16 protein-coding genes are annotated in these 19,464 nt (G+C 67.4%); 3 read left to right on the top strand and 13 right to left on the bottom strand.

Going from position 1 to position 19,464, the window contains the following annotated elements; genetic code table 11:
- Positions 1-4: 4 nt before the first annotated feature.
- Positions 5-1,693: a dihydroxy-acid dehydratase gene (gene ilvD / locus C9F13_RS07300; protein ID WP_108445579.1), complete on the bottom strand. Its 1,689-nt coding sequence runs from the start codon at positions 1,691-1,693 to the stop codon at positions 5-7.
- Complete coding sequence (locus C9F13_RS07295; protein WP_108445578.1) at positions 1,690-3,321, bottom strand: hypothetical protein; 1,632 nt, start codon at positions 3,319-3,321, stop codon at positions 1,690-1,692. Before C9F13_RS07295 ends, ilvD begins: the two co-directional genes overlap by 4 nt.
- Positions 3,322-3,544: 223 nt before the next feature.
- Here C9F13_RS07295 and C9F13_RS07290 point away from each other — a divergent pair, with 223 nt between their 5' ends.
- Positions 3,545-4,219 (top strand): hypothetical protein, encoded by a 675-nt coding sequence (locus C9F13_RS07290; RefSeq protein WP_108445577.1) that lies wholly within the window; start codon positions 3,545-3,547, stop codon positions 4,217-4,219.
- On the opposite strand, the gene C9F13_RS07285 is transcribed toward C9F13_RS07290, so the two are convergent.
- From C9F13_RS07285 to C9F13_RS17785, 4 genes are all read right to left on the bottom strand, one after another.
- Positions 4,216-4,989: an HNH endonuclease gene (locus tag C9F13_RS07285; protein ID WP_108445576.1), complete on the bottom strand. Its 774-nt coding sequence runs from the start codon at positions 4,987-4,989 to the stop codon at positions 4,216-4,218. The two genes, C9F13_RS07290 and C9F13_RS07285, sit on opposite strands and share 4 nt — an antisense overlap.
- Positions 4,990-5,051: 62 nt before the next feature.
- Positions 5,052-5,639: a peroxidase-related enzyme gene (locus C9F13_RS07280; protein WP_108445575.1), complete on the bottom strand. Its 588-nt coding sequence runs from the start codon at positions 5,637-5,639 to the stop codon at positions 5,052-5,054.
- Between the two features lie 226 nt (positions 5,640-5,865).
- On the bottom strand, positions 5,866-6,849 hold the full coding sequence (locus C9F13_RS07275; RefSeq protein ID WP_108445574.1) for a sensor domain-containing diguanylate cyclase: 984 nt from the start codon (positions 6,847-6,849) through the stop codon (positions 5,866-5,868).
- 154 nt (positions 6,850-7,003) lie between these two features.
- The gene (locus tag C9F13_RS17785) at positions 7,004-7,138 is read right to left on the bottom strand and encodes a hypothetical protein (RefSeq protein WP_281261065.1); all 135 of its coding nucleotides are present in this window, start codon (positions 7,136-7,138) and stop codon (positions 7,004-7,006) included.
- Positions 7,139-7,652: 514 nt separating this feature from the next.
- Between C9F13_RS17785 and C9F13_RS07270 the strand changes: the two genes are divergently transcribed.
- On the top strand, positions 7,653-9,032 hold the full coding sequence (locus C9F13_RS07270) for an FAD-binding oxidoreductase (protein WP_108445573.1): 1,380 nt from the start codon (positions 7,653-7,655) through the stop codon (positions 9,030-9,032).
- Positions 9,033-9,111: 79 nt separating this feature from the next.
- Here C9F13_RS07270 and C9F13_RS07265 read toward each other — a convergent pair whose 3' ends face one another.
- The 7 genes from C9F13_RS07265 to C9F13_RS07235 all read right to left on the bottom strand — a co-directional run bounded on the left by C9F13_RS07265 (position 9,112) and on the right by C9F13_RS07235 (position 18,167).
- The gene (locus C9F13_RS07265) at positions 9,112-10,107 is read right to left on the bottom strand and encodes a HupE/UreJ family protein (protein ID WP_108445572.1); all 996 of its coding nucleotides are present in this window, start codon (positions 10,105-10,107) and stop codon (positions 9,112-9,114) included.
- Positions 10,104-10,946 (bottom strand): peptidyl-prolyl cis-trans isomerase, encoded by an 843-nt coding sequence (locus C9F13_RS07260; protein WP_108445571.1) that lies wholly within the window; start codon positions 10,944-10,946, stop codon positions 10,104-10,106. The genes C9F13_RS07265 and C9F13_RS07260 overlap by 4 nt, the downstream gene beginning before the upstream one ends.
- Before the next feature lie 115 nt (positions 10,947-11,061).
- Positions 11,062-11,835, bottom strand: coding sequence for a hypothetical protein (locus tag C9F13_RS07255; RefSeq protein WP_211310929.1), 774 nt, complete (start codon positions 11,833-11,835; stop codon positions 11,062-11,064).
- Positions 11,836-11,973: 138 nt separating this feature from the next.
- On the bottom strand, positions 11,974-12,432 hold the full coding sequence (locus C9F13_RS07250; protein ID WP_211310928.1) for a YbaY family lipoprotein: 459 nt from the start codon (positions 12,430-12,432) through the stop codon (positions 11,974-11,976).
- 18 nt (positions 12,433-12,450) lie between these two features.
- Positions 12,451-14,346, bottom strand: coding sequence for a DUF3604 domain-containing protein (locus C9F13_RS07245; protein WP_245888724.1), 1,896 nt, complete (start codon positions 14,344-14,346; stop codon positions 12,451-12,453).
- Positions 14,347-14,409: 63 nt separating this feature from the next.
- Positions 14,410-16,353, bottom strand: coding sequence for a DUF3604 domain-containing protein (locus C9F13_RS07240; RefSeq protein ID WP_108445976.1), 1,944 nt, complete (start codon positions 16,351-16,353; stop codon positions 14,410-14,412).
- 314 nt (positions 16,354-16,667) lie between these two features.
- The gene (locus tag C9F13_RS07235; protein ID WP_108445570.1) at positions 16,668-18,167 is read right to left on the bottom strand and encodes a CoA-acylating methylmalonate-semialdehyde dehydrogenase; all 1,500 of its coding nucleotides are present in this window, start codon (positions 18,165-18,167) and stop codon (positions 16,668-16,670) included.
- A gap of 197 nt (positions 18,168-18,364) precedes the next feature.
- Here C9F13_RS07235 and C9F13_RS07230 point away from each other — a divergent pair, with 197 nt between their 5' ends.
- Positions 18,365-19,309, top strand: a complete 945-nt coding sequence (locus tag C9F13_RS07230) for a LysR family transcriptional regulator (protein WP_108445569.1) — start codon at positions 18,365-18,367, stop codon at positions 19,307-19,309.
- Positions 19,310-19,464: the final 155 nt, after the last annotated feature.

The raw sequence follows: 19,464 nt of genomic DNA, 5'->3' as shown, positions 1-19,464 counted from the left end.
CGGCTCAGCTCGGCAGGTCAGTGACCGCGCCGGTGGAGGCCGAGCTCACCGTGCGGGCGTACTTGGCCAGCACCCCGCGGGTATAGCGCGGTTCCGGCGCCCGCCAGGCGGCGCGGCGCCGTTCGAGCTCCTCGACGGTGAGCGCGACGTCGATGGTGTCGGCCTCGGCGTCGATGGTGATGGTGTCGCCGTCCTCCACCAGCGCCAGGGGGCCGCCGTCGATCGCCTCGGGCGTCACGTGGCCGACCACGAAGCCGTGGCTGCCGCCGGAGAAGCGCCCGTCGGTGATCAACGCCACCTCGCTGCCGAGCCCGCGCCCCATGATCGCCGAAGTGGGGGTCAGCATCTCGCGCATGCCGGGCCCGCCCCTCGGGCCCTCGTAGCGGATCACCACCACGTCGCCGGCCACCACGGTGCCGTCGTTGATGCGCGCCTGGGCCTCCTCCTCGGAGCCGAACACCCGGGCGGAGCCGGAGAAGCGCGTGCCCTCCTTGCCGGTGATCTTGGCGACCGCCCCTTCCGGCGCCAGGTTGCCATGCAGGATGCGCAGGTGGCTCTCGGCCTTCACGGGCCGGTCGAGCGGGGCGATGATCTGCTGGTCGTCGGGATAGGGGGCGACCTCGGCCAGGTTCTCGGCCAGCGTCCGGCCGGTCACGGTCAGGCAGTCGCCGTGCAAGAGGCCTGCTTCGAGCAGGGTCTTCATCAGCGGCTGGATGCCGCCGATCTCCACCAGCTCGCTCATCATGTAGTGGCCGCTGGGGCGCAGGTCGGCGACCACCGGCACGCGCTTACCGATGGTGGTGAAGTCGGAAAGCGAGAGCTCGACGCCGATGGTGCTGGCCATGCCGATCAGGTGCAGCACGGCGTTGGTGGAGCCGCCCAGGGCGATCACCACGGTGATGGCGTTCTCGAAGGCCTGACGGGTCATGATGTCCGAGGGCTTGATGTCCCGCGCGAGCAGCTCGAGCACCGCCGCGCCGGCCGCCTCGCAGTCCTCGCGCTTCGCCTGGGAGACCGCGTTCTGGGCCGAGCTGCCGGGCAGGCTCATGCCCAGTGCCTCGATGGCCGAGGCCATGGTGTTGGCAGTGTACATGCCGCCGCAGGAGCCGGGGCCGGGAATCGCCGTCTCCTCGATCTGCTTCACCTCGATCAGATCCATGTCGCCGCGGGAGTGGGCGCCCATGGCCTCGAACACCGAGACGATGTCGGTGTGGCCCTCGCCCGGCTGGATGGTGCCGCCGTAGACGAAGACGCTGGGGCGGTCGAGCCGCGCCAGCCCCATCAGGCAGCCCGGCATGTTCTTGTCGCAGCCGCCGATGGCCACCAGGCCGTCGAAGCCCTCGCAGCCGGCCACCGTCTCGATGGAGTCGGCGATCACCTCCCGGGACACCAGCGAGTACTTCATGCCCTCGGTGCCATTGGCGATGCCGTCGGAGATGGTGATGGTGTTGAAGATCACCCCCTTGCCGCCGGCTTCGTCGGCGCCGTCGCTGGCGCGGCGGGCCAGCTCGTCGATGTGGCTGTTGCAGGGGGTGAGGTTGCTCCAGGTCGAGGCGATGCCCACCTGGGGCTTGGCAAAGTCCTCGTCGGTGAAGCCCACCGCCCGGAGCATGGCGCGGCTGGCGGACTTGCCGACGCCGTCCACCACCTTGGCGGAATGGCGGCGGCGCGGATCCACGGGCGTATCACTCATGGTCGGGTCTCCTCTTGCAGTGTCGGGGACTCTCCCCGGGGGTGGTCGTCGGGTGCAGCAGGGTCGCGCGTCGCGGCGAAGGACGAGGCCGGCCGCTCGAAGGCCGCCTCGAACAGCCGCGGGTCGTCGAAATGGCGCCGGCCCACGAAAACGGTGGCATGGGTCCCCCACTGGCGCATGGCGCCGGGGCTCAGGATGCCCGATGGCCACAGCAGGAAGCGCTCCAGTCGCCCAGTATGCGACACCAGACCCTCAGGACCATAGAGGCTGCGCCGTCCGCCACCGGGCAGCGCCAGTGAGCGCCGACCATAATCGGGCGGCGTCGACACCGCCTCGAGGGCGTAGCGGCGGGTCTCGGCCACCTCGCGCCGGGGGGCCGCCACGCCGAGGTGCTCCACGTAGTGGCTGACGGCGGCGACGCGCACCGCGAGCCGCTCTCCCGCCGCCAGGCGGGGTGCGGCGAGCGGCGTCAGCGGCGCCTCGCGAAGGTCCGCGTCCGCGGCCACCGCGACGCGCCGGAGGGGCGGCACGGGAAAGAAGAGGTGGTAGCAGCCGCAGGGGTGGATGCTGTCGTGGATCAGCGGTCGGCCCCGCGCGTCGAGGGTGACTCGCCACACCAGGCCATCGAGGCGACCGCCGAGCAGGTCCCACGCGCCCTGCCGGGTACGCGCCGGGAACCACAGGGTGTAGACCAGTTGCGGCAACAGATCGCCCTCGAAGCGGGTATGGCTCAGTCGCACGTCGGCCACGGGACGGCTGGTATCCACGAGCGGCAGGGGGCCCTCGGGGCCGGCAAACCAGTAGGGCGCGCCAAAGCGGTCGTCGTGTCCCCGGGTCTCGACGAGAAACACCGGGGCATGGTGCGCCGCCAGGCGCAGCAGCGCCTCGCGATCGAGCTCGACGAAGCCCAGCGGGCTGCGTGGCGCCTCGCGCAGCCAGCGGGCGGCGACGGTGGCCTCACGAGGCCGCCCGGCGGACGGCGCATAGCGGACCAGGGGAGCCTCGACCGGCAGCGCCGAGAAGGGGACTGCGAAGGTGTCCAGGTGGCCCGCCTTCCAGCGGTTGTAGCCGATGGCCAAGCCGAGGCGAGTCAGGGGATAGAGTCCCAGCACCCGTCGCCAGGTCTGGTAGTGGTCGGGCGCCACGATCGCCGAGCGCAGCCGCTCGCGGGCAGGTCCCGTGCCCTCCTCGGCCAGCAGCTCGCGGTGCATCAGGCGCGTGGCGCAGGCCTCGACGGCGGCAGCCGGTGACGCGTTGAGAGACGACGATAGCGCGTCGCGCCGGGACGCCGGCAGATTGGCCGCCTCGATGGCGCGGGCCTCGGCGTCCAGCGCGCGCATCCGGGTCACCCAGTCGGCGAAGGCCGCGGGGGTATCGAGGTCGTCCGCGAAGCTGGCGAGCAGCCGGTCGGTGCGCAGATAGGGAAAGCCCGCCACACGCGCCGCCCCGGCGTCGGTCACCCCGGCCTCGGCCACCGCCGCATCGAAGGCGGCCAGCCGCGCCAGGCAGCGGGCGTCTGGCGAGTCAAGGTCGGCCAGCGCCGGTCGCCCCTCGGGGCCGGCGGCACAGCCCGCCAGCAGTCCGACCAGGACGAGCCCTGCCAGGCGCAGCGGTGACCAGACAGGCATGGAGCGGTTCCTCGAGAACGCGGATGGACCCTCTCAGGGTGGGCGCCCCGGCGCGAGGAGGCAACGTCCCGGGTTGCAGGCGCCCGCCCCGGTCGAAGCACAGCGACGGGAACGGATCGCGGGATCGCGCCTCAAGCCGGCGCCGAAACGGCCGATAAAGTCAGGATCGAGGGGCATCATCGCGTCGCCCCGCCGTGACGACCACCCGTGCCGGAGCCCCGAGATGCCCTACACCGAAGCCAAGGAACACGCCCACGGACGCCTGCACGGGATCTTCGTCGATCCCTACAGCGCCTTCGACAACGCCGCCACCGAGCGCCTGCTGCACCTGCGCGTGGCCAGCGAAGCGCTGATCCTTGCGCCGATGCGCGCGGGCCGGCTGGTGCTGCGCGTCATCCACGGCTGGCAGAACGGCAGCTTCGAGCCCGCCGAGCTCTGCCACAGCGATCATCGGCTGGACACCCTGGCGACGCTGCGCCGCGTGGCCGACGACTACCGCCGGGCCTTCGAGCACGGGGAGCCACTGCCCTGCGACGGCAGTGGCCTCCTGGCCGAGCCCCTGGCCCGGGCCATCGCCGCCGCCGAGGCCGAGGGCCAGGCCCTCGACGCAGAGACTCGCACCATCCCCGCCCGCTGGCCCGCCTTCACCCAGGGCCTGACCCTCTACACCTTCTTCAAGGTCTACCACCGCCTGACCTACAGCGAAGACGACGCCTACCGCGCGATCCGCTGCCAGACGCCCCAGGGACTGCGCGAGATCCACGAGTTCCACCTCGAGGAGGGAGAGTTCGCCGTGGTGGCGCCCCAGGAGAATGAGGACGGCGACAGCGTGCTGCTGCTGCACGAGAGCCAGCTGACGCCGGTGCTGCAGCTACTGGAAGCGGGCCACGACGCCTAGCGCCGGAAGCACTCGCGGTAGTGCCAAGCGAGATAATCGCGGTTGGGAAACGCCGATGCCGATGGATTCAACGGCTGTCCATCGAGGTCGCACAGCTGATGCTGGAGCCGCCCACTGGCACCGGCATCGGTCAATTCCGGGGCGATGCGAATGCGATCCTGCCCATCGATGGCCAACAGGCCCTTGTCGAAGGCGCGATCGTGCAGGGCATTCAGGCACAGTCCGTTGGCGGGATCCAGACGCGAATCGGGAAGCGAATGCCACGGGACGATATGGCTAGCGATCAGCAGGTCTTCATGACGAAGCCCCGTGATGACACAGCGAGTGTCGTAACGAATCATGACGGCCTTGCGAAACAGCGCCTGCCCCACCCGCCGTTTCTGCAGGCTCATCACGTCCCGGCCCAGGGTGTCGCCACCGGTAGTCAAAGACGCACTCTCGGCGGCGTCTGCCGCTTCGACGAGCCCCGCCCAGGCCTGCTCGCATTCGCGGGAAACGGTTTCCGGCTCGGCGATGAAGCGCTGCCAGAGCAAACGATCCTTCTGCGAAGCACCGGGAAGTCCCTTCTTGCCCAGCGCCAAGACTTCGGGATCGAGACTCGCATAATTGGTGAGCTTCATGGCCACGGAACTGGCCGAGCGCCCCAGGCGTTCGGCCAACCCAACGACTTCGGGGCGTCCGCTGTGCAGCTGGCCAAACGTCAGCCGACAGTAGAGCGATAGCGCCAGCAACCGCTCGTGATCCGTCCATGCCTTTCTTTCCGCTGCCATGCGCCCTCCGGCTTCTGAATACCGCTAGCCTACGCCAAGGCATTCCCGGGAACCACGGCGCCTCACTTCTCCCGCGGCACCCGCCCCATCAGGTAGAACTCCTCGTTGGGCGGGGTGCCGGTCAGGGTCACCAGCCGGTTGGAGAGGCCGAAGAAGGCGGCGATAGCGCCGATGTCCCAGATGTCGTCGTGGGTGAAGCCGGCTGTCTTCAGGCGCGCCTCCCACTCGTCGGTGAGCTCCCCCACCTCCAGGCCGCAGTAGAGGGCGAAGTCGAGCATCACGCGGTGGCGCTCGCCGATCAGCGCGGTGCGGTGATTGACGGCCACCTGGTCGGCGAGCAGCGGGTCCTTGCTGTAGATGCGCACCAGGGCACCGTGAGCCACCACGCAGTAGAGGCAGCGGTTGCGGGCGCTGGTGGCCACCACGATCATCTCCTTCTCGGCCTTGGTGAGCGTGTCGGATTCCCGCTCCATCAGGGCGTCGTGGTAGGCGAAGAAGGCCCGGAACTCAGCCGGGCGGTGGGCCAGCATCAGGAAGACATTGGGCACGAAGCCGGCCTTCTCCTGCACCGCCAGCATGGTGTCGCGGATGTCGTCCGGCAGGTCGTGGATCGATTCGGGGATGGGGAAGCGGCTGATCGGGGCGGGCATGGAGCGTCCTGTCGTTGTCGTGGTGGTATTGTGCTACCCGCAGTGAACGTCAACGTCTGGACGTTGACCATGATCCCTTCGGCGTAGCCCTCCCCTCTGCTCAGGCCACTGAGAGATAGCGCTTCTGCCGCGCGTGGAACTCGGCATCAGGACCTAAGTGTCGGGGCGTAAAAAATACGGACATGAGCGAACGAAGGCCTCAGACGCCAGGAACCGATTGTCGATCTCACTCGTCGGAGAACACCACCCGGTTTCGCCCGTCCCTCTTGGCGCGGTAGAGCGCCTGATCGGCGCGTTCCAGCATCTCCTCGAGCGTGTCGTCTTCCCCGCCGACGGTCGTGACACCGATGCTGACGGTGCAGGCGATCGGGGCCCCCTTCTTGATGTCGAGCGGTAGGTGCTCGAAGCTCGAACGGAGCCGTTCGGCCAGTATCGCCGCTTGCTCCTGCGACGTTTCCGGCATCAACAGCGCGAACTCCTCCCCGCCCAACCGGCCAAACAGGTCGGAGTCGCGCACCATGTCCATCGTCAGGTTGGCGAGAGCGGCGATCACTATATCCCCGGCCGGATGCCCCCAGGCATCGTTGACCGACTTGAACTTGTCGATGTCCAGGATGGCGAGGGACGCCGGGTGCCCGTACCGGGCCGCGCGTCGCAATTCCGATTTCGCCCGCATCATCCAGGCACGCCGGTTCATGGTCCCGGTCAGGACGTCCGAGGATGCCGTCTGGCGCAGTTCGATGCTGTCGATCAGGATCCTGGCGAAACTGGAAAGGATATCCACCTCGTCGGGCGTGAAGTCCCGTGGTGACGTGCCCATCACGCACAGGCTCCCGATGTTGTATCCATCCGGCGTGGTGAGCGGGACGCCGGCGTAGGAGACGATATTGGGCTCTCCCACCACGAAGGGATGGTCGGCATAGAGCGAATCCGTGCGGGCGTCGGAAATCAGCAACGCGCTGGACTGGTCGATGGTCCTGGAGCAGAAGGAGAGCTCGCGCGCGAACTCCTGCTCGCCGATGCCCCGCCTGGCCTTGAACCAGTGTCGACGGCGATCGATCAGCGACACTCCGCTCATCGGCATCCTGAAGACCTGACGAACGAGAGTGGCGACATTCTCGAAGGCCGAATCTTCATCGGTATCAAGGATCTCGAGGCGCTCCAGCGCCCGGATTCGCCCTTCTTCATCATCCAGTTTCACCTCGAACATCTCGATGCCTCCCGATCCCGGTATTCAAGCAATAACAGATGAAGGGTACGCCTTCGCCCATACCTCCACCATGCGAGAACACAAGGACGGGACGTTTTTTCATGACGGCTTGGCTTTCACTCCCGAGCGGGAGTGACGCGGCTCTTCATCCGGGTCATTCGGCCCTGGCCGGATCGCCCGGGGATCCATTGGCGTTCAGCATGCTGAAGCCGCCACGGGTGAAGTCCCGATAGTTATCACGCATGCGCGGCGTCGCGCGTCCGTCGGACTCGGCGCTGGTGCGCGCCATGGGTGCCAGCACCAGGCGATTGGCCAGCCACTGGCCGGCGATGCTGCCGGATTCGAACAGTGAGGCATGGGGACGACCTGCGACACGGACGACTCTCCTCAAGGCATGAATGTACCGTTCGGTACGAACAAGATCTTACCGGCATCGGGGAGAAGAAATGTGCCTATGGAGACGATCGGCAGATGAAGGAACGGCCGGGGACAGGGCGGGGCCGGTCACGTTCCCGACCGTGAGTCTCATCGCCGGGCGCTATACTGAAGTCAGACCCTGTTCCCCGAGACAGGTCCTCGATCAACGGTTGTCGACAGGAGCGGATCAGTGCCCTGTGACTCGTCAGCTCACTGGTGATTTCCAGGCTCCAGGCGGCAAGGCCGGGTCCTGATCCGGACCAGAGGGTCGGCGCCGACTGCCTGGCGTCGGACCGACCCGGGGGCGATGGCACATGACGCCAGGCGGGGTATGGCAAGGCACAGGTGTCGAGTCCCCTGCGTCTTGCCCTCCCGAGGAGGGTGTCATGACAACGCATATCGATTCTTTGGCACTGCAGGAGTTACGCAAGGATTTTTCCGGGGAGATCCTGCTCCCCGAGGACACGGGCTTCGACGAGGCCCGCCGGCTCTTCAACGCGATGATCGAACGCCGTCCCGGGCTCATCGCCCAGTGCGCCGATGTGGACGACGTGGTCGGCGCCGTGAACTTCGGCGCTCGAGCGGGGCTGGAGATCTCCGTTCGAGGCGGGGGGCATGGCGTCGCCGGCAAGGCCCTGACGGAAGGCGGTCTGGTGATCGACCTGCGACGCATGAATGGCGTGTCCGTCGATCCCGACGCGCGGACGGCCACGGTCGCCGGCGGAGCGACGATGAGCCACCTGGACCGCGCCACCCAACCCCATGACCTGGCCACGACGGGCGGTCGGGTATCGACCACCGGCGTCGGCGGCTTCACCCTGGGCGGGGGCGATGGCTGGCTGGCGCGCAAGTTCGGCCTGGCCTGCGACAACCTGCTCGCCGCCGAGCTGGTGACCGCCGACGGCAACGTCGTGTGCGCCAGCGAGCGGGAGAACCCTGACCTGTTCTGGGCGCTGCACGGTGGTGGCGGCAATTTCGGCGTGGCCACCTCGCTGACCTTCCGGCTCCACGAACTGGCCGGCGTCACCGCCCTGTTGCTGCTGTGGTCACCCGCGAAGGCGCCGGAGGTCCTGCGTGTCTATCGCGACTATCTGGAGACGGCACCGGACGAGGTGGGCGGTGGCGCCCTCTACATCACGGCCCCGCCGGAAGACTTCGTTCCCGGGCACCTGGTCGACCACCTCGCGTTCGTCATCCTGGTCGCCTATGCCGGGCCGGAAGCCGAGGCCCGTGATGTCGCCGCCCCGCTGCTCGCGCTCGGCCACGAGGGCGAAATGATCGCCGAGATGCCCTATGCCGATCTGCAGTGCATGCTCGATGACCCACCCGGGTATCGCAATTACTGGTCGGCCGAATACCTCAAGGCCTTCCCCGACGAGGCAATCGAGCGGTTCTGTGAGCGGGCAGGCGACATGATCGTGCCCTCCCCCTCCCAGCATGTGCTGTTTCCCCAGGGAGGTGCCGTGGCGAAAGGGCCCACCGACGTTCCGATTTCCTGGCGCCACGCTCCCTGGGTCGTGCACCCCTTCGGCCTGTGGGAGAACCCGGCCGATGACGAGCGCGGCCGGCAGTGGACGCGCCGACTGCGTGAGGACCTGCGCCCCTGGGCCAGCGGCAACGTCTACCTCAACTTCATCGGCGACGAGGGCAGGGAGCGGGTCATCGCCGGTTTCGGGCAGGAGAACTACCAGCGGCTGGCCAGGATCAAGGCCCAGTATGATCCGCAGAACCTCTTCCATCTGAATCACAATATCGCGCCGGCCTGACCCGGCGACGATCGAATCATCGGTCCTTGTGACATGACACGCCCCCCTCTCTCTCGAGAGGGGGGCGTGTCATGTCCACTCAGAAGGAGGCGATGCGCTCGATGACCCAGAAGGCGGCCAGGCTGCCGATGGCGTAGCTCGAACCGCGCATCAGCCATGTTGCCTGCTGCTTGATCGCGGGATAGAGGCGTCGCACCGCGACACCGATGCCCAGCAGGACGCCGATGAACAGGAGCTGCCCCAGCTCGACCCCGATGTTGAAGGCGAAGAGCGCCAGCGGAATATCGCCCTCCGGCAGGCCGATGTCGCGCAGCGCCCCGGCGAACCCCAGCCCGTGGATCAGGCCGAAGGCGAAGGCCACGATCCAGGGAAAGCGCTGGGCCAGCGGATCGCGCGCCTCGGGCGGGAGGGTGAGCTCATAGGCCAGGAACACGATGGACAGCGCGATCAGGGCCTCGACCGGCGGTGACGGCAGACTCAGCCAGCCCAGGGTGGCGGCCACCAGGGTGATGCTGTGGGCCAGGGTGAAGGCCGTGACCGCCCAGAACAGGCGCCTGCGATCGCGGATCAGCAGCAGCAGGGCGAAGACGAACAGCAGGTGGTCGATGCCCTCGAGAATGTGCGTCACCCCGAGGCCGATATAGCTGCCGAGGATCTCCGTGACCCCGGCCTGCCCGGACACGGTGAAGGCGGTCTCGGCGGCGGTCAGGCGCTGGACCCGCGTGTCGCCCGGCTCCAGCTCGTAACGCACCAGCACATCGGTCCGGGTCCGCTCCAGCCCCGCGATCTCGATCCTGCCGCCGGCCAGCCCGTTGGTGCAGTGGGCCACCCAGGCACTCGTCCAGGCGCGTCCGTCGAAGATCGGTGGCGGCGGCTCGTAGGAACAGGACTCGGGCAGGCGAGCCGCGATGGGCATCGGGCGACCGCTCACGTCCGGCACCCGCCAGGTCACCCGCCAGCGGTCCTGGTCGAGGGACGCGAGGTTCAGGTAGCCGGGGTCGAGGGCATGGGCGGATACCAGGGTCGGCAGCGAGGTCGTGACGACCATCAGCAGGGCCAGCAGGAGACGTCTCATGGTGCCAGCACCTCTGCCGCCTCGGGAGTGGTGACGGCGTAGCGTTCGAGCAGCGCCTGCGCGAAGCTCTCACGCATCTCCCTGGTTTGCGCCGCACGCCATTCGCCCTCGACGCGCGCCCGGATCTCACCAAGCGGCGGCAACACGGCCTCGGCGCGACCGGTCACCCGCACCAGGTGCCGGCCGTAGGCGCTCTCGACCGGGCCATGCCAGCGCCCCCGGGGCGCCTCGGCCAGGGCGGCATGAAACCCCTGGCCGAAGAGACGATCGACGGCGGGCGCCGGCGTCATCGCAAGCGAGGTCGGCAGCAGGCTCGGCGTGCCCAGCGATGAAGGAGCCGCATCGCTCTCCAGCGCGGCGCGAATCGCGCGCGCCTCGTCGCCCTGCCCCGGCGGCAGCTGGACCTGCTCGAAGGCCACCCGCGCGGGCCGCAGGAAGTCGTCCCGGTGGTCGTCGAGATACGCCTGGAGGGTCGCGTCGTCCGGCGCCAGCGCGGCGGCCCCGGATTCCGCCAGGAACTGCATCTTGAGGTTCAACCGCTGCCGGATCACTGCATCGCCCCGATCCAGGCCGAGCGCCCGGGCCTCGCGCACATGAGCCTCTTCCAGTACCCAGGCGCGCATCAGCCCTTCCAGCTCCTCGACGCTTGGCGGCCGGTTCCAGGTCGCCGCGAACTGCTCGGCCAGCCGCGCGGCCTGCTGCGGCGTCAGGGTGATCGCCTCGGCCGTCACGGCGGGCCTTTCTGGCTCATCCTCGACGAGCGCATAGGACCCGAAGATCAGCCCCCCCAGCAGGAAGAAATGGACGAGCGGCGAGAGCAGTATCATGCGCAGGGTCATGGGGCCTTCCCTCCTTGGGTCATGCGCGGCTTAAGTGTGCGAGCCGCAAGGGGCCGCTTCTCTCCGTCGGTCAAGTCGGTCGCCGAACATGGCGCTTCACCCGTTCGGCCGCCCGCTACCTCGGGAGCAGCAGCTTGGCAGTGACATTGAACGTGTCTGACGGGCTGATGCCCTCATCATGGAAATTGTGCTCGTAGCTGGTCGTGAACTGCACCGGAAAACCGCCGAGGGTCACGAGCTTGTTCACGGCCACGCCCAGCGGCAGGCTCACCCAGTCCTCTTGCTCCCAGTCGTAGGTGATCGACATGTCGGAAGCGCCTGCCGACCAGCCGTTGCCGAGGTTGTAGTTCACGATCGGCTGGAGGATCGAGATGTTCACGTCGCGGTAGTCGTCATCTCCCGCCACCGTGAACACGTTCTGGTTGAACAGTCCCCAGATGCCCCAGGGCTGGTTGGCCACGAAGCCGGCCGCCGGCCCGAGGCCCCACTGCTCGGCGCTCAGGTCGCCCTCGCCGGTCGGCAGCAGCGCCACACCACCGAGCCCGAACCGCCCCCAGGGCCGATCGAAGGTGACCAGGTTGAACAGGGTGGTATCGGACCAGCCGTCGGCGCCGCCGGGGGCGTCGGTCACGTAGGGCAGCGTCACCCGGAAGATGTGGTTCATGCCCCCCGCGGAGAACGGAATCGCGGCGCGGAACTGCAGGCGGTTGCCCTCCTCGTCGGAGCGGTTGTGGTAGCGGTAGGTGTAGAAGTCCTGCAGCTGGAAGGCCGTGACGGAGGCCGTCGGATCGTTGGCCGCCGTGCCCAGGTCATCCTCCTGGGCCTGGGTCGTCCCCGTTGCGGTGAGCGCCAAGCAACAGGCGGCCGTCAGCCGTTGCAGTATTCCCATGGTCGTTGCCTCCGATGGCATGCCGTCCCTCAACGCGTGCCCGGCCCGGCGAGGGACGGGCACGGATCCCTATCCCGCACCGTCATCCACCCGGTGCGATCGCCCCCCAGGGCAAGCCGGGCACTTCCAGAGCCTCGGTCACTGCCGCGAGACCCGGATGCGCACGGGGTCACCGGGCGCGCCCGCGAAGGGATCGATATGCTCCGTGCTGGTGAATAGCAACTCGCCCTCATGAACGATCCGCGCCCGCAGCCCATAGGTCATGCGGTCATCGATGGCATCAGGGTTATACACCAACCGGAACGGATAGGGCGGCTGGCCGCCGTCGACGGTATGGGTGTAGTCGGTAAGCACGGTGGCCGGTGCATCCGCGCGTGACTGATCCTCGAGTGTCACCACCACCTCGGCGCCCGGCGGCAGCGCCATGCGCTCCCGGTACCACACCTCGCCGCGGATGACCTGCATCAGCGAGTTGTCCGGCTGCTGCATCGCCTCCTCCCCCGAGGTCATCTGGGCGCTGCACCCTGCCAGCAGCAGGGCACCAACGCCGACGACCCAGCCGCCGATTCCTGACGTGATTCCGTTGCTCATGCTCATCGTTGCTCCTCGTAAGCCTTACGGCGTGTACCAGATGGGTGAGGTGTAGGCGCGCTCCTGGATCGATGGCGGCACGTCCTCAGGCAGATCGACACCGAAAATCTTGGCGTCATAGGTGGTCCAACGCGGCGTCGGGATTTCCAGGACCCGAACGTAGTAGAAGGCGCGCTGTGACGGCTCGAACTCGGGATCGACCCAAAAGGCCTGGAGGAATGGCGCCCCGATCGAGTTGTCGTAGCTCGCATCCTCCACATCCACCGTGTTGCCCACCGCCGGTACCTTTCCGTCGTCCCCTATTGCCCGGTCGCCAGACCAGGCAATGTCGTAGACCTTCTCCTGCGTCTCGCCATTGACATCGACCCAGCCCTTGATGAGCTGGACGCGGTCGAGATTGGCGCCGTCCGGATCACGCAGCGCGCGCACGAGCAGTCTGGGCGCCTCGCTGTGAGCCGAGGCGGTGAGATCTCCGCCCATCGGCACGCCGTTCTCATACGCATAGGCGGCGAAGTCACTGCGGTCCAAATCATCCTCGGCGAAGTTCCAGCCGGCAAAGACGCGCACCCGCATCCGGGTGCCGGTGGTCGCGAAGACCTCCTTGCGCTTGAAAGCGTCCCAGATCGCCTCGCGGGTGTTCTCGCGCGACCACACGGCAGCAAGGCCGGCCGCACTGATCTGCCGCGCATAGATCTGGTGGCCCTCAGGCGCCGGCCGGCCCGCAATCACCTCCTCGAAGCGGATCGGGTCCGGTGACGGTTCGAGGAGGACGACCTTGCCGAAGTAATTGTCCTCTTCGGTGGAAGCGAGCGAGGTATGCGCGTCGGTCGACCCAACCATGCCGAACTTGAACGGGTTGGTGCCCAAGTCGGCCGCGTGGGCCAAACCGCGTTTCAGTGCTTCACGGGCGTATTCGCGGGGGATCATGTCATCGGACTTGGGCTCGGGGCCGAAGCTGGCCAGGTCCCAGGTCGAGAAATCCGCAAACTCGTCGTTGGGCGAGAGCATTGGGTGCGCCTCGCCGTCGCCTTTCATCTGGGTGACCTCGTAGACGGGTTCCCACCGCTGGCGGCGCTCGGCGTACGCCTCGGTCAGCGGATCGCCCGAAAAGGTGACATCGTCGAACATCAGGCCGTTCGAGAGGTTACCGTTGTGCGGGATGGCCAGGACCTGCCCGCCGGTCTTCTCCTCGTACATCTGCATCCAGTCCCACAGGTCCTCGGCATCGAAGCTGTCGTATTGGGAGAACGGAACGATCTGATCAGCCTCCTCCTTGCCGTCGCGGAAGATGACATTGCGGTGCAGGTTATTGCCGTTCGGCATCGAGGTCCACTCGTAGCCAATCAGCGCGGTGAAAAGGCCCGGCTCGTTAAAGTGTTCGGCGGCCGCGGTGAGGTTGTGCCACATTTCGGCCTTAAGCTCTGTCATCTCGGCCAGCGGATCGTCTTGGGCAGCGTTCTTCGCCATCCAGTTTTCATAGGCCTCGAGCGCTCCCTCCTGACCGGACTTGACCAGGTCGTGCTGCTCCTTGCCCCACTCGTTCTCAAGAAGTTCCGCGTTCGACTCCTCGATGGCCGGTGCGAGCCCGAGATTTTCGGAGTGATCGGCGATCACGAGGAAATCGAGTGGCCGGCTCAGCCGTGCCTCGAGGCCGGTGCTGGAAGTCACCGTCTCGCCGCGCGCGAACCGGTATGCCTCTTCCGGCCCGAGTGTGTTGCCGACCATGCCCGCATCCGTCGAGTAAGAAGTGTGCAGATGGGTATCGCCGAAGTAGACGTTGTTGGGAAATGTCTCTTTCGGATAGGGCGAGTACTGGATGTCATCCCGCTCTACGGGGTGAGTATGGGCGTGGTACTCCTGCGCCATGGCCGGCACGGTCAGAAGGGTGGCAAGGGCGGCGGTAGCTCTCAAGACACGCATGTGATTCTCCTTCCGCGACGCACGGCGGCGTGGCTCGCGGCGTATGCTGATATGGAGTCTGTCCTAAACGTCGTCAGACCCGGTTTGGGGCGTGTACCAGATCGGCGAGGTATAGGCGCGTTCGGTGACGGTCATGGGCACCTCGTCGGCGAAGTCGGCCTCCTCGAAATAGGCCGCATCGAAGGCGGTCCAGCGCGGCGTCGGGATCTCGATGACCCGGGCGTAGTAGAAGGCCTTGTGCGCCGGATCGAAGTCGGGGTCCTGCCACACGGTGATCAGTTCGGAGGCCCCGATGGTGTTGGTCCAGGTGGCGTTCTCCACGTCCACCGTGCTGCCGATAGGGGGGACCTTGCCGTCATCGCCCGGTGCGCGATCACCGGACCAGGCCACGTCGTAGACGTGCTCCTGCGTCTCGCCCTCGGCATCGAGCCAGCCCTTGACGATCTGGATGCGGTCGAGATTGCCGGAGAGCGGGTCCTTGAGCGCCGCGACCAGGAAGCTCGGCGCCTCGGCGCCTTCCGGCGCAGGGGGCAGGTCGCCGCCCATGGGAACCCCCTTGCCATAGCCGATGGCCGCGGGGTTTCGTCCCTGGGCGTCCTCGGCCACGAACTCCCAGCCGCCGTAGAAGCGCACGAACATCCGCGTGCCGGTGGTGCCGTAGACCTCCTTGCGTTTCATGGCGTCCCAGATCGCGGCGCGGGTGTTCTCCGTCGCCCAGACGGCGGTCAGGCCCGACGCCCCCAGTTTCCAGTCCTTGACGGTGCGCCCGTCGAAGTCGAAGGCGTTGCCCGTCGAGCGCTCCGCCCCGGGCTCGCTGGCCGGAAACTTGCCGAAGAAGTTGTTCTCCTCCGCCGAGGAGATGCCGGTATGCGCGTCGGTCGAGCCGATCAGTCCGAACTTGAACGGGTTGGTGCCGAACTCCTCCTCGAGCTTGAGGCCACGCTTGAGGGCCTCGCGGGCATACTCGTACTCGAGCATGCCGGGCTCTTTCGGCACGACGTTGAGGTTGCCCTTGTCCCAGATCTCGAAGTCCGCGAACTCGTCGGCGGGTGCCAGGCTCGGATGCTGTTCGGAGGTGCCCTTGCCCTGGGTGACCTCGTAGAGTGGTTCCCAGCGCTGGCGCGCCGCCGCCCACTCGGCGTCGATCGGCTCGCCGTCCGGCGTCTCGGTCGCGAACATCAGGCCGTTGGAGAGGTTGCCGTTGTGGGGAATCGCCAGTACTCGCCCGCCGGTCTCCTCCTCGAAGTTCGCCATCCAGTCCCAGAGCTCGTTGGGGATCTCGGTATCGAAAGTGGTCAGCGGCCGTACCCGGTCGGCCAGGGCCTTGCCGTCGCGATAAATGACGTTGCGGTGGAGGTTGTTGCCGCCGCCGTAATTCGAGGTCCACTCGTAGCCGATCATCGCCGAGAAGGTGCCCGGTTCGTCATGGCTCTCGACGATCTCCGTCATGTTGCGCCAGATATCGAACTGGGTGTCCTTGTCGGTCATGGCCTCGGGCAGGGTGCCCTCTCCCTGCAGCGTGATCATCTCCATGACCACGGCCGTGGCGGCCTCGCCGCCTGCATTCATGTCGTCGTGCCATCGCTTGAGCACGGGATCGGCCAGCAGCGCCGGATCGCCGGCATAGACGTTGGCGATCACCCCCATGGCATCGGAGTGGTCGGCGACCACCATCCAGTCATAGGGGCGGGAGAGTCTGACCGGCTGCCCGGTGCTGGAGGTGATCTCCTCCCCCTTGGCGAAACGCAGCGCCTCGTCGGGCCCGACGCGTGTGCCTCCCCCGAAGGCATCCGGCGACCATGAGGTGTGCAGGTGCTGCTCGCCCCACAGTGGCCGCATCGGGAAATTGCGCCCCGCATAGGGCGAGTAGCCCGGCTGGTTGAAGAACCGCTCGATCCTTTCCGGATCGATGGTGCCGGCATCCGTCGTGACCTGGGCAGCGGCTGGCATCGCCGCCAGGGTCAGCAGGGTGGCAAGCGACGTCGAGGTCAGCATCGTCCAGCGCATGAAGGTCTCCTTGAGCGGGATCAAGGGGACCATCACGCCTGCCCCCGGGGCGTTACCCTCTTCACACGCATGACCATGGAGTGGCCCATGCGAAGAGGTGTCGGCGCGCTCCATGGGCCCTGACTGAACGTCCTCGGCGGTGGGAGACGAAACCGGCAACTACCAACATAGCAGCGTTTCGACAGACCGCTTCGGCGGCCGAGATTGCCATGCCGGCGTCGAAGAAGCGGCGCTCCGGAGAGGATGCCGGCCACAACGAGAGCGGCCCCGCCTCTTGCGAGACGGGGCCGCCGATGCTCAAGGGATGAGAAAAATCAGCTCAGCGAGATGGTGCTGTTGATGCCGCTGGAGACGTTCTCCGGCTCGAACCAGCGCGCGGTGACCGTCTTGGTCTGGGTCCAGAAGGCGATGGCCTGCTTGCCGTTGGGACCCAGGTCGCCGAGCTTGGAGCCCCGCGAGCCGGTGAAGCTGAAGTAGGCGACCGGCACCGGGATCGGCACGTTGATGCCCACCTGGCCGACGTCGATGTCGCTCTCGAAGCGCCGCGCCACCCAGCCGGAGTTGGTGAAGATCGAGGTGCCGTTGCCGTTGGGGTTGGCGTTGACGAAGGCGATCGCCTCGTCGAGGGTCTCGACACTGACCACGCAGAGCACCGGGCCGAAGATCTCCTCGCGGTAGATGGTCATCTCCGGGGTCACGTCGCTGAACAGGGTCGGGCCGACGAAGTTGCCGTTCGGGTAGCCCTCGACCTGGCAGCCGCGGCCGTCGACCAGCAGCTTGGCGCCTTCCTGCTCGCCAGTGGCGATCAGGCGCTCGACCCGCTCCTTGGCCTGGGGCGAGACCAGCGGGCCGAGGTCAGCGTCCTGCTGGGTGCCGGGGCCGACCTTCATGTTGCGCGCACCCTCGACGATGTCGTCCAGCCACTCGCGGGCCTCGCCCACCAGCACCACCACGGAGTTGGCCATGCAGCGCTGCCCGGCGGCGCCGAAGGCGGAGCCCAGCAGGTTGTTGATCGCCTGGCTGCGGTTGGCGTCCGGCATCACCACGCAGTGGTTCTTGGCGCCCATCATCGCCTGCATGCGCTTGCCGGCGGCGGCAGCGCGATCGTAGAGCAGCGAGCCGACGTGGGTGGAGCCGATGAAGGAGAGCGCCTTGATGTCGGCGTGATCGGCGATCTGGTTGGCCACGTCCGGGCCGCCGTGCACCACGTTGAGCACGCCGGCCGGTACGCCCGCCTCGTGGGCCAGCTCGACCAGGCGCATGGTCGAGGTCGGGTCCTGCTCGGAGGGCTTGAGCACGAAGGTGTTACCCGTGGCGATGGCCAGCGGGAACATGAAGCAGGGCAGCATGATCGGGAAGTTGAAGGCGGTGATGCCGGCGCCCACGCCCAGCGGCTGGTTGAGGCTGTAGACGTCCACCTCGTTGGCAGCGTTCTCGGCCAGTTCGCCGAGCTGCAGGGACGTGATCGAGCAGGCGTGCTCCACCACCTCCAGGCCGCGTCCCACCTCGCCGACCGCGTCCGGCAAGGTCTTGCCGTGCTCCTCGCTGATCAGCGCGGCCAGCTCGTCGGTGTTCTCGCGAATCAGCGCCTGGAACTTGAGCATGATGCGCATGCGCTTGCCCAGCGGCACCTTGCGCCAGGTCTTGAAGGCCTCCTTGGCACTGGCCACGGCCCGCTCGACCTCCTCGGCGGTGCAGAACGGCACCCGTGCGACCACCTCCTGGGTGGCCGGGTTGACCACGTCGCGCCACTCCTGGCTCTGGGACTGGACGGGCTGACCGTCGATGTACATCGGGGTTTCGCGAACGGACATGATCGTGCTCCTGGCGTGTTGTGATTGTGGGAGATCGTGTTCGATGGTGTCGTTGAGGCTGTGCTCGAGATCGTGTGCATACCGGCACGAAGCCTGGGTTACTCGAGTCTATACAGAGGTCGGATGGCCTGACAACGCGCACTCGGGCACATTGCTTGTGCATCCATGCACAACCAAACGCGGCAGGAGACGGCTTCATGCTGGACTGGCAGGACATCCAGATCTTCCTCGAGGTGGCCCGCAGCGAGCGGCTCACCGACGCCGCCCGGCGGCTGGGGCTGGACCACTCCACCCTGTCGCGGCGCACGCGGCGCTTCGAGCAGGCGCTCAACACCCAGCTCTTCGAGCGTAGCACCCACGGCTACCACCTCACCGAGGCCGGCCAGCAGCTGCTCGCCCACGCCGAGGAGATGGCGCGCCACGCCTTCGAGGCGGGCGAGAGCCTCACCGACAAGAACCACCAGATCAGCGGCCAGATCCGCCTCGGGGTGACCGAGGGCTTCGGCACCTGGGTGATCGCCCCGCTGCTCTCGGCCTTCTGCGAGCGCCATCCGGGCGTGACCCTCGACCTGCTGGCCCTGCCCCGGGTGGTCAACCTGAGCCGCCACGAGGCGGACCTGGCGATCACCGTGGAGCGCCCGGTGAGCCCGGGGCTCGTCATCTCGCGGCTCTGCGACTACCGGCTGCGCCTCTACGGCAGCCAGGGCTATCTGGCCCGCCACGGCACCCCGGCACGGCTCGCCGAGCTGGGCGCGCATCGGCTGATCGGCTACGTCGACGACCTGATCTTCAGCGAGCAGCTCAGCTACCTCGAGCCGCTGCTCGACCCGGCGGTGGTCGGCCATCCCGGCCCGCACTTCGCCATGCGCAGCACCAGCGTGACCACCCAGCACGCCGCCTGCCTGCAGGGCGCCGGGCTCGCCGTGCTGCCCTGCTTCATGGCGAGCACCTCGGAGACCCTTTCCAACGTGCTGGATGACGACGTGGAGATCGTGCGCCACTTCTGGATCACCGCCCGCCAGGAGCAGCGCCGCCTGGCCCGGGTACGCCTGCTGTGGGACTTCCTGCGCGAGGCCCTGGACGCCAACCGCGCCTTCCTGATGGGCGAGAGTCGAACGCTGGTGCTGCCCTCCGCCCCCTAGGCGGCGCCCTGCATGCACGATTACCGATATGAAATAACTATCGGGATGGTCGGAAATGGCACTTGGGCCTATGAATCATCGCGGCGTAGGGTGTAGTCAAAGGTAGCGACGTCCGCTGCCATGCTTCGGCATGACGACGTCCCTCAGCGGAAGAG

The sequence above is a fragment of the Halomonas denitrificans genome, from assembly GCF_003056305.1.
Taxonomy (GTDB): Bacteria; Pseudomonadota; Gammaproteobacteria; order Pseudomonadales; family Halomonadaceae; genus Halomonas; species Halomonas denitrificans.
This window is presented reverse-complemented; position numbering and strand designations above follow the sequence as displayed.

Excerpts from the sequence above, each read along its gene's own strand:
- C9F13_RS07230 (WP_108445569.1), top strand. The coding sequence starts at position 18,365 with ATGCTGGACTGGCAGGACATCCAGATCTTCCTCGAGGTGGCCCGCAGC.
- C9F13_RS07275 (WP_108445574.1), bottom strand. The coding sequence starts at position 6,849 with ATGTTCGAGGTGAAACTGGATGATGAAGAAGGGCGAATCCGGGCGCTG.
- C9F13_RS07235 (WP_108445570.1), bottom strand. The coding sequence starts at position 18,167 with ATGTCCGTTCGCGAAACCCCGATGTACATCGACGGTCAGCCCGTCCAG.
- C9F13_RS07240 (WP_108445976.1), bottom strand. The coding sequence starts at position 16,353 with ATGCGCTGGACGATGCTGACCTCGACGTCGCTTGCCACCCTGCTGACC.
- ilvD (WP_108445579.1), bottom strand. The coding sequence starts at position 1,693 with ATGAGTGATACGCCCGTGGATCCGCGCCGCCGCCATTCCGCCAAGGTG.
- C9F13_RS07270 (WP_108445573.1), top strand. The coding sequence starts at position 7,653 with ATGACAACGCATATCGATTCTTTGGCACTGCAGGAGTTACGCAAGGAT.
- C9F13_RS07265 (WP_108445572.1), bottom strand. The coding sequence starts at position 10,107 with ATGAGACGTCTCCTGCTGGCCCTGCTGATGGTCGTCACGACCTCGCTG.
- C9F13_RS07280 (WP_108445575.1), bottom strand. The coding sequence starts at position 5,639 with ATGCCCGCCCCGATCAGCCGCTTCCCCATCCCCGAATCGATCCACGAC.
- C9F13_RS17785 (WP_281261065.1), bottom strand. The coding sequence starts at position 7,138 with ATGGCGCGCACCAGCGCCGAGTCCGACGGACGCGCGACGCCGCGCATG.
- C9F13_RS07255 (WP_211310929.1), bottom strand. The coding sequence starts at position 11,835 with ATGGGAATACTGCAACGGCTGACGGCCGCCTGTTGCTTGGCGCTCACC.
- C9F13_RS07260 (WP_108445571.1), bottom strand. The coding sequence starts at position 10,946 with ATGACCCTGCGCATGATACTGCTCTCGCCGCTCGTCCATTTCTTCCTG.
- C9F13_RS07250 (WP_211310928.1), bottom strand. The coding sequence starts at position 12,432 with ATGAGCATGAGCAACGGAATCACGTCAGGAATCGGCGGCTGGGTCGTC.
- C9F13_RS07295 (WP_108445578.1), bottom strand. The coding sequence starts at position 3,321 with ATGCCTGTCTGGTCACCGCTGCGCCTGGCAGGGCTCGTCCTGGTCGGA.
- C9F13_RS07245 (WP_245888724.1), bottom strand. The coding sequence starts at position 14,346 with ATGCGTGTCTTGAGAGCTACCGCCGCCCTTGCCACCCTTCTGACCGTG.
- C9F13_RS07290 (WP_108445577.1), top strand. The coding sequence starts at position 3,545 with ATGCCCTACACCGAAGCCAAGGAACACGCCCACGGACGCCTGCACGGG.
- C9F13_RS07285 (WP_108445576.1), bottom strand. The coding sequence starts at position 4,989 with ATGGCAGCGGAAAGAAAGGCATGGACGGATCACGAGCGGTTGCTGGCG.